This is a genomic window from Mesorhizobium sp. M1E.F.Ca.ET.063.01.1.1 (assembly GCF_003998155.1).
Taxonomy (GTDB): domain Bacteria; phylum Pseudomonadota; class Alphaproteobacteria; order Rhizobiales; family Rhizobiaceae; genus Mesorhizobium.
Window position 1 is genome coordinate 1 of sequence record NZ_RZSC01000286.1, and the last position, 7,074, is coordinate 7,074.

A 7,074-nucleotide genomic window follows, 5' to 3' on the forward strand; every position below is an offset into this window, starting at 1 on the left:
CCCCATAGGTTTGTGGGGCAAAGCCTTCTTCAGTTTCCTCACCGACAATTTCGATACGATTTTCAGGGCGTTCTCGAACGGCCTGAATTTCATCCTCGACGGGGCGGTGGACCTGCTGCTGATGGTGCCGTCGGTGCTGCTGGCGCTTGTAATTGCCGTTATCGCCTGGTTCCTGCAGCGTTCGCGGCCGCTGGCCGTCGGCGTCTTCATCGGCCTCGTCTTCATCATCAACCAGAACCTGTGGAAGCAGACCGTGGAGACTCTGGTGTTGGTGGTTGCTGCTGCCGCCGCCTCGATGGCCATCGGCGTTCCGCTCGGTATCTGGGCCGCGCACAAGCCGAAGGTCTACCGCTTCATGCTGCCGGTGCTCGACCTGATGCAGACGCTGCCCACCTTCGTCTATCTGATCCCGGTGCTGACCCTGTTCGGGCTTGGCAACGCCCCCGGCCTCATCGTCACCATCATCTTCGTCATTCCGACCCCGGTTCGTCTCACGCATCTCGGCGTCACTTCGGTGCCGAAATCGATTGTCGAGGCAGGCGAGGCGTTCGGCGCCACCAAAAGACAACTTCTCTGGAAGGTCGAGCTACCCTCGGCCTTGCCCACCATTATGGCGGGCCTGACGCAGTCGATCATGCTGTCGCTGTCGATGGTGGTGTTCGCGGCCCTGATCGGTGCCGGCGGCCTCGGCACTGAAATCAACCGCGCGCTCGGCTCGCGCCGGATCGACCTCGGGCTCGAGGCCGGCCTTGGCATCGTCGTGCTGGCCATCGTGCTCGACCGGATGACGCGTATCGGCGTTGGAGGCAAGAAATGAGCGTCGCGGTTGATTTCAAAAATGTCGATATCGTCTTCGGCGCCGATCAGGCGGGTTCGCTTGCAATGATCGACAAAGGCGCCACGCGCGCCGATATCCTCGAAAAGACCGGCAATGTGCTGGGCTGCGCCGGGGCCAATCTCACCGTGCATGAGGGCGAGATCTCGGTGCTGATGGGCCTTTCGGGCTCCGGGAAGTCGACGCTGCTCAGGGCCGTCAACCGGCTGAACGTCGTGTCGCGCGGCCAGGTGCTGGTCAAGGACGGCGACCGCACGGTCGATGTCGTCACCTGCGACGAGGCAACGCTCAGGCGCCTGCGGCAGAAGCAGGTGGCGATGGTGTTCCAGCAATTCGGCCTGCTGCCGTGGCGCACCGTGGAGGAGAATGTCGGTTTCGGCCTCGAGCTCGCCGGCGTGCCGGAGGCCGAGCGCAAGGCGCGGGTGCAGAAACAGCTTCAGCTCGTTCATCTCGACCAATGGTCGAAGAAATACGCGCATGAGCTCTCGGGCGGCATGCAGCAGCGTGTCGGCCTGGCGCGCGCCTTCGCCACCGAGGCGCCGATCCTGTTGATGGACGAGCCGTTCTCGGCGCTCGATCCGCTGATCCGCACCAAGCTGCAGGACGAGCTTCTGCAACTCCAGGCCGAGTTGAAGAAGACAATCATCTTCGTCAGCCACGACCTCGAGGAGGCGCTGAAGATCGGCACCCATATCACCATCATGGAGGGTGGACACATCGTGCAGACAGGCGCGCCGGAAGACATCGTCCTTCGCCCCGCCAATGACTATGTCCGCGACTTCATCGCCAATGTGAATCCGCTTTCGGTGCTGACGGCCTGGAACGTCATGCGCGACCGCCGCGATCTCGAGCAGGGCGAGAATGGCTGGGTATGGCTCGACCGGCGCAAGACGACGCGCTTCAAGATCGACGAGCATGGCCTGGTGGCGGCGGCCGAACGCGACGGCAAGCCCGCTGTCTGGGTGTCCTGCGCCGATGTCGAGCGCCAGCCGGAGGAGAGGACGCAAGTGTTCTGGGCCAATCCCGGCACGCCGCTGAAGACGGTGATGCTCGCCATGCACCGCTCGCAAACCGCGCCGGTGGCGCTATTCGATGAAGGCTCGCGCTTCGTCGGCGCGATCGGCATCCGGGACGTGCTGAGCGCGGTGCTGAGGCGGTAGGCGCTTCCGCACGCGGAAAGACCGGGGGTCGCAACGCCGTCTCCGCCTTGTCTTTCGCCTCCTTCGGGCGCAGAGTCCGCTTTGTTGCGTGCCCATGCGCCAGGGGGGTTACCGACGTCGCATAAAGGGCTTTCCGGCGCGGTTGCGCCGTTGGTTCTCGCCGTAGTCTCGCTTGGAAGCGGCGCGGCGTTTTCCCAAAGTTTTGTCATAGGCAATGACGCGACTGCCGGCCAGCAGACGATGAACGGTGCCGGCGATACCGGGGCCGTGGACCCCGGGGGAGCGATAGAGACATTTGGCGCCGGCGTAGATGCCGTGCGGATGTTCGGCCCGACCCAGAGGTTCACCAACCGCGGCCTGGTTGAAACGTTGGGCGGCGGCGCCATCAATGTGAACTCACAGGGCTTGGATGCGACGATCCTTAACGGCGGGACCATCCTGTCGATAGGCGACGCTTCCATAGGGATATTGTCCGAGGGCGACAACGCGCACATCGTCAACAACGGCTCGATAGAAGCGCTGGGTGTCGCAACATACGGCATCATCAGTGATGCGTCCGGCGGGCGCGTGGATAACCACGGCTTCATCGGTGTTTCAGGTGTCGCGGCCTCGGGCATCATCGGTGCCGGACCAGACCTCAGGATTTCCAACAGCGGTTCGATCGAGGCTTATGGCATCGCCGCTACCGGCATCATCTGGCAGAACAACGGCCTGCGGCTGGACAACTCCGGGTCGATTACCGTGTCGGGGTTGGCTTCCATTGGCATCGGCGCTGGCGGCAGCGACGTTGCAATCGCCAACAGCGGCACCGTCAGCGTTTCCGGCACGGGCGCGACAGGTATCGGCACCTTGTTCGGCAATGCGACGATCACCAATTCCGGTTCGGTTGTCGTGGACGGCGCGAGCGCCGTGGGCATCGCCGCGCTGGGCAGCAGCTCTATCATTACCAACTCAGGTCGCGTCTTCAGCAACCAGAGCGCCGCCATCTATTTCGGCGCGCCCGGCGCCACGCTGAACCTTTTGGGCGGGACGGTCATCCAGGGACCGGTCGTCTTTTCCGGCGGCGGCAACACGGTGACCTTCCGCTCCGCGCTGAACGCTGTCATCAGCTTCGCCGGAAGCGGCCTGCCGCAAGCCATCCTGACCGGCGGCAGGCCGTTTGTGACGAGCGGCAACAGCGCGGCGGTGATCGACACCACCGGGTTTGCGAGCAGTGGTCCGCTAATCGAAGACCTTGTCGACGGCATCGCTGGCGTCGCCGAAGCGCGCATGCCCGCCCCAGGCGACGACGTGCTTGCGCCGCATCACGGTCCAGGCGCCTGGATCTCCACATTTGGCGGGATACGCTCCCAGGGCGGCTCTGGTGCATCAGCTGGGTTCAGCGAGACGCTGGGCGGCGTGGTCGCCGGCGCGGAAAGGCGCTCGGGCGACGGCTTCCTGGGTGGCGTGCTGCTGGGGGGCGCCGCCGGATCGACCGAGGTCGACGACGACGCGCAGGAGATCGTCCATCGCAGCGTATTTGCGGGCGGTTATCTGGGCTATGACGCAGGAGCGCATTTTGCCGAAGCGACATTTGTTACCGGCGTGCTCCAGGAGCGGAGCCGCCGCCGTGTCGCGAACAATCTGGTGCTGGGTGGCGTCGAGACAGCGCGGGCCGATTTCAACGGCATCTTCGTCAGCCCGTCCGTCACACTCGGCACGCGGCTACCGGTCGCGGCCGGTATGTTGATACCCAGCGTGCGACTGCGTTACGTCGGGCTCTTCATCGACGATTACGCGGAGGCCGGCTCGGGAAGCGATCTCGCGGTCTCGCGGCGCGACGTCAACGTCTTCGAGGCGCGTGGCCAGCTCGCGCTGGCCTTGGCGCCCGTCGGCACGCGGAGCCAGACCTGGCAAACCACCCTTCGTGCAGGGATCGACGCGATCGCGCAAAACAGCGACGACCTATCGGCGACGCTCCTTGGCCAGGACATTTCTTTTGCCGCCGGCGGCAGAAAGGTGGTGTTGCGCGGCTTTGCCGGCGCGGACGTTGCGGCGGAGGTGGGCGCCGGCATGACCCTGAATGCCGGCTTTGAGGCCGGGTATGGGAGCGACAATGCCTTCACTGTCCGGGGCCAAGCTCGCCTCAGCAAGGCCTTTTGAGGGGTGCCCGACAAACTTCGGCGCCAGCGTATGGGTTCGGAGGCTGCCACTCCATGGCAGCAGGCAACGCCGGCTCCTGGCAGATATTTTTCGAAATCCATTCCGATTCCGCGGGTCCGTGCGGTAAGATATTGCCACGGCCGCACGGATGGTTGCCCGGTGGCGCGAGAATGCAGCGGGGTACGTCGCAAATGATCTTCCGTCAGCTCTTCGATGCCGTCTCCGGCACCTATTCCTATCTGCTCGCCAGCCGCCACGGCGGCGAGGCACTGATCATCGATCCGGTGCTGGAGAAGGTCGAGCGCTACCTGCAACTTGTCAACGAGCTCGACCTCAGGCTGGTCAAGGCGGTCGACACGCATCTCCATGCAGATCACATTACCGGCCTCGGCGCGCTGCGCGACAGGACGCATTGCGTGACCGTGATGGGCGAGCAGACCAAGGCCGACGTCGTTTCGATGCGGCTTGCCGACGGCGACAAGCTTGCCATCGAGGGGCTGGCGCTCGACGTCATCTACACGCCCGGCCACACCGACGATTCCTACAGCTTCATCCTGCCCGACCGGGTCTTCACCGGCGACACGCTGCTCATCCGCGGCACCGGCCGCACCGACTTCCAGAACGGCGATCCACGCCAGCAATATGAATCGATCTTCGGCCGCCTGCTCAAGCTTCCCGACGAGACGATGGTCTTCCCGGCGCACGACTACAAGGGCGAGACGGTGTCGACGATCGGCGAGGAGAAGGCCTTCAATCCGCGCCTGCAGGTGAAGTCGGTCGACGAATACGTCGACATCATGAACAATCTGAAGTTGGCCAACCCGAAGATGATGGACGTCGCGGTGCCCGCCAACATGAGGGTCGGGCTGCACCAGGACGATATCGCCAGCCGCGGCTGGTCGGTGACCGCCGAGCAGGCGCTGGCGCTGGTCGGTCGGCCCGATGTGGCGCTGATCGACCTGCGCGAGCAATCCGAGCGGGAGCGCAATGGCGTCATTCCCGGTGCGATCCATCTGCCCTATGCACGGTTGCAGGAAAACATCGCCGCCGGCGGCATGCTGCATGAACTGGCGAAATCGACTGCCAGGCAGATCCTGTTCTACTGCGCGTTCGGCGAGCGCTCGGCGATGGCCGTGCAAGCGGCGCAAGACGTCGGAATCTCGAGTGCCCGCCACATACAGGGCGGCATCGTTGCGTGGCGGAAGGCCAGCGGCCCGCTCGTGCACTGACGCAGAGCAGGCTCAGTTCAATCCGATCAGCTTCGCGCCCTTCCGGAACATGGCTTCCGCGTCCCGGTCGAAGCGGAAGGTGGCGATGAAATCGTCGGCGCGGTAGTCCGGCAATGTCTTGCGGATCGCGGCCGCGAAGTTTCGCGCCTCGTCCTGGCGGCCGGCCAATGCCAGGCAATGCGCGGCGATCGCCAGGATGATGACATGGGCGTTGGGCCTTGCTGCCGCCTTGAGCGCCCATTCGGCGGCTTCGTTGAATTCGCCCAGCCGCGCATGCGCCATGGCGCGCGCGCTCATCATGCCAAACAACAGCGGGTCGAAGGGACTGAGATGGCGCGAGTGATCGGAGGAGCCGATCGCCGATTGCGGATCGCCCGACTGCGAATGGACGAAGGACAGGGAATAGTGGCCCAGTGCGAAGTTCGGGCTGAGGTCGACGGCCTTCGCCAATTCGATCACCGAGGCGTCCTGGTCGCCGCGCAGCCACAAGGCGCGGCCCATCGCCCAGTGCGCGGCCGGATTGCGGTCGTCGACCAGAAGGCTGTGGCCAGCGCTATCGAAAGCCAACGCCGTCTCGCGGTCGCGATCGCCCCAGCGCTGGAAGGCGTTTTGCCAATGGGTGAAGGAGAGCCCGGCATAGGCGCGGGCGAAAGTGGGATCGAGTTTCAGTGCCTCGTGGAAAAACTGTTGCGCCAGCTCGTTTTCCTGGCGAGTGAAGCGATACATATGCCAGAGGCCGCGGTGATAGGCCTCCCAGGCATTGAGCGAATTCGGTGCCTTAAGCAGCGCACGGTCGCGCTCGACCGCCGCGATTTCGGCGGCGATCGAGGAGACGATGCTGTTGCCGATATCGTCGAGGACGATGAAGACGTCATCGGGCTTGTGCTCGAAGGTCTCTGCCCAGACGATCCTGGCCGTGCGCACTTCGGACAGCTCGACCTCGACTATGACCCTGCCCAGAAGATTCCTGACCGAGCCAGTCGCCACGTAGTCCACGTTGAGCCGACGTCCGGCATCCTCCGGCGCAATGTTCTTTTCAGCGAGCGCAAAGACCGAGCCGCGGGCGATGACGAAGAAATCGCGGAGCTTGGCGAGGCGCGTGATGATGTCGTGGGTCAGGCCGTCGGCCAGCCCGCCGCGAAAGCCGGCGGCGCCGGCATGTTCGGCAAAAGGCATGACCGCCAGCGAAGCCCGGCGCGTCGCGGCTGTTTCGGGTTCGCTCTGGGCGATCAATGGCTGGGTCGCCGCGAACGGCACGGGCCGGGCGCATGGCGTCGCGATGGAGTGGCGGGCTCTTATCGCCTGCCATGCCTCGCGCAAGGGAGCGATATCCAGCTCCTCGGAGTGAAAGAGCTCCGCCGCGGTGGCAAGATGCTCTTCGGCTGCGCCGATCTGCCCGCGCCGGGCGAGGTTTTCCAGCAGCGCGGTATGCGCGCGCCCGTCGAAGGGCGCCAGTTCCAGCCATTTGTCGATACAGGCGGCCGCCTCGTCGGCTTCCGGCGGGAGAAGGCCGATGATGTGCTCGAGAACGGCGACGTGGCATGAGCTGAAGCGGCGCCGCTGCGCGGTCAGCCAACTGGCGAAATGCGGACTGCGGTCGAGCTCGAGACCGTCAAGGAAATCGCCGGCGAAAAGCTGCAAGAGACTCCGCAACCGCTCGAGGCTGAGCGTATCGATACCTTCCGCCGCCGCCCCGGCTGTCTCCAGG

5 protein-coding genes are annotated in these 7,074 nt (G+C 64.7%); 4 read left to right on the top strand and 1 reads right to left on the bottom strand.

The genetic code is table 11. The features are described 5' to 3' along the window. The 4 genes from choW to EOA29_RS19880 form a co-directional block, all read left to right on the top strand. Positions 1-817 (top strand): choline ABC transporter permease subunit (gene choW, locus EOA29_RS19865; protein WP_127221331.1); only part of this gene is annotated, 817 nt, incomplete at its 5' end. Next, entirely contained in the window at positions 814-1,995 is a 1,182-nt protein-coding gene (choV, locus tag EOA29_RS19870; protein WP_126092330.1) for a choline ABC transporter ATP-binding protein, read from the top strand. The genes choW and choV, both read left to right, overlap by 4 nt. 150 nt (positions 1,996-2,145) lie before the next feature. Continuing rightward, positions 2,146-4,137: an autotransporter outer membrane beta-barrel domain-containing protein gene (locus tag EOA29_RS19875; RefSeq protein ID WP_126092331.1), complete on the top strand. Its 1,992-nt coding sequence runs from the start codon at positions 2,146-2,148 to the stop codon at positions 4,135-4,137. A gap of 191 nt (positions 4,138-4,328) precedes the next feature. Continuing rightward, the gene (locus tag EOA29_RS19880) at positions 4,329-5,366 is read left to right on the top strand and encodes an MBL fold metallo-hydrolase (RefSeq protein WP_126092332.1); all 1,038 of its coding nucleotides are present in this window, start codon (positions 4,329-4,331) and stop codon (positions 5,364-5,366) included. A 12-nt stretch (positions 5,367-5,378) separates the two neighbouring features. Here EOA29_RS19880 and EOA29_RS19885 read toward each other — a convergent pair. Further along, a partial coding sequence (locus EOA29_RS19885; protein ID WP_127221332.1) for a BTAD domain-containing putative transcriptional regulator occupies positions 5,379-7,074 on the bottom strand: 1,696 nt, incomplete at its 5' end.